A 1492-nucleotide genomic window follows, 5' to 3' on the forward strand; every position below is an offset into this window, starting at 1 on the left:
TCACCGTGCACCGGCACGGCCGCGACGAGATTCTCGGCACCGCCTACAGCGACCACGACTTGGTCGTCTTCCTCGAGGGCGCCGGTATCACCGAATCCGATGCCGTCCTGGATGACCCGCGGTGGGTGGAGTGGCGCGACGGGCCTGCTCATCAGTTCAGTGCCGCCTGATGCGCAGGGATGGCGGCGCTGGCCCGGGCCGGCCTGTCCATCCGCAGTGGCTGCCCAGGGGTGGTAGGGCGCGGTCGGCCGGGCACCGCTGGCGACCGCTGAACGACAAGGCGCCCCTGAACGACAAGGCGCCCCCCGCTGTTCTGGTGTGGGGCGCCTTCTTGCACGCCCGTTCAGACAACCCCGAGTTCCTTCAGCACCGCGACCCGGTCGGCAGGGAGCGTCGCGCGGCGGGAGCGCTGGTTGGACAGCCATACGCCGAGCTTCACCGCGTGCTCCTGCCCATCGTGCTCAATGCGTTCGACGTGAGCCCTGGAAACGCCCGTCAGCGTGCCCTCCCGGGCCAGGTAGGCGCGCGCGGCCGCCAGTCCCGCTCCCACGCGGCTGCCCGGCCGCCGCCGGCCCGCGGCGCGGGGGCCGGTTCCGGCGCCGTGACGCCGAGCGCGCCCAGCCGCTCCCGCTGCGCCTCCGACAGCTCCGCCCACGTCTCGCGCTGCCGTACGAGCCACCGCCCCACGTCCGCCCCGTGCACAGTCACCCCCGGGTTGATCTCGTCCACCGCCGCCCCGGCCGTCGACCACCAGCGCCCGCACCCCCGCATAGTGCCGCTGCCAGTCAATGGGCCGGGCCGGGCACCAGTCCGGATCGATCTCCGCAAGCTGCGCGGCCGCTCAACGCGCCCGGACGGCGGGCAGTTGGACAACCACTGCCCGATAGGCCGCCCCGCGGCCCCTGACGGCCCCTCCAGCGCCCGTGCAGCCTCTCCGCCGGGCTCAGCGACCACCGCGCCGCCTTAGCCGCGCCCTTGGGCAGGGTCGTGCGGGGACGAGTGACTGTGCAGTGGAGGGGCTTGCATCGGTGGCCGGTCACGCTGCCTGTCCGGCTGTGCAGGCACGAGCGTACGCGGTAGGTACGCATTTCGTACGCCTTTAGTACGCCTCACGCCCATTTCATGCCGAGGTGTCGTAGCGCCGCGAGCTGTTCCGTGGTGAGCTTCTCCCGCCTAGCACGCATGTTGGAAATCCATACGCCGAGTCGTACAGGCACCGGCTCCGTCTCGCCGTCGACCTCGACGACCGCGCCGCGCGGGACCGGCCGGTCACCTTCCCGTTCGACCCATTGTGTGAGGGCTGCAAGTCCCCGTTGGAACGCCGTCTGGGCTTTGCTCGGGCCCTTCGTCGCACGGGCGGCTGCCGGGGCGGGAGGCGGGGTGGGAGCCGGTGCCTGGTCGGGCTGCACGCCTAGTGCGGCTAGTCGTTTCTGCTGTTCGGTCGACAGCTGTGTCCAGGTGCCGGGCTGGGTCTGCTGCTGGAGCCACCGCC

At 72.0% G+C, this 1492-nt stretch carries 3 protein-coding genes; all 3 read right to left on the bottom strand.

What is annotated here, in order from left to right; translation table 11 throughout:
* Window positions 1–343: 343 nt before the first annotated feature.
* On the bottom strand, window positions 344–550 hold the full coding sequence (locus A4V12_RS37765; protein WP_159028957.1) for a helicase associated domain-containing protein: 207 nt from the start codon (window positions 548–550) through the stop codon (window positions 344–346).
* Window positions 496–708 carry a hypothetical protein gene (locus A4V12_RS38185; RefSeq protein ID WP_199831424.1) on the bottom strand — a complete coding sequence of 71 codons (213 nt, stop codon included), beginning with the start codon at window positions 706–708 and terminating at the stop codon, window positions 496–498. Before A4V12_RS38185 ends, A4V12_RS37765 begins: the two co-directional genes overlap by 55 nt.
* A gap of 401 nt (window positions 709–1109) precedes the next feature.
* Window positions 1110–1492, bottom strand: a 383-nt coding sequence (locus A4V12_RS35755) for a helicase associated domain-containing protein (RefSeq protein WP_199831423.1), incomplete at its 5' end; no start/stop codon positions are given.

The organism is Streptomyces noursei (genome assembly GCF_001646665.1).
GTDB classification, from domain to species: Bacteria; Actinomycetota; Actinomycetes; order Streptomycetales; family Streptomycetaceae; genus Streptomyces; species Streptomyces lavendulocolor.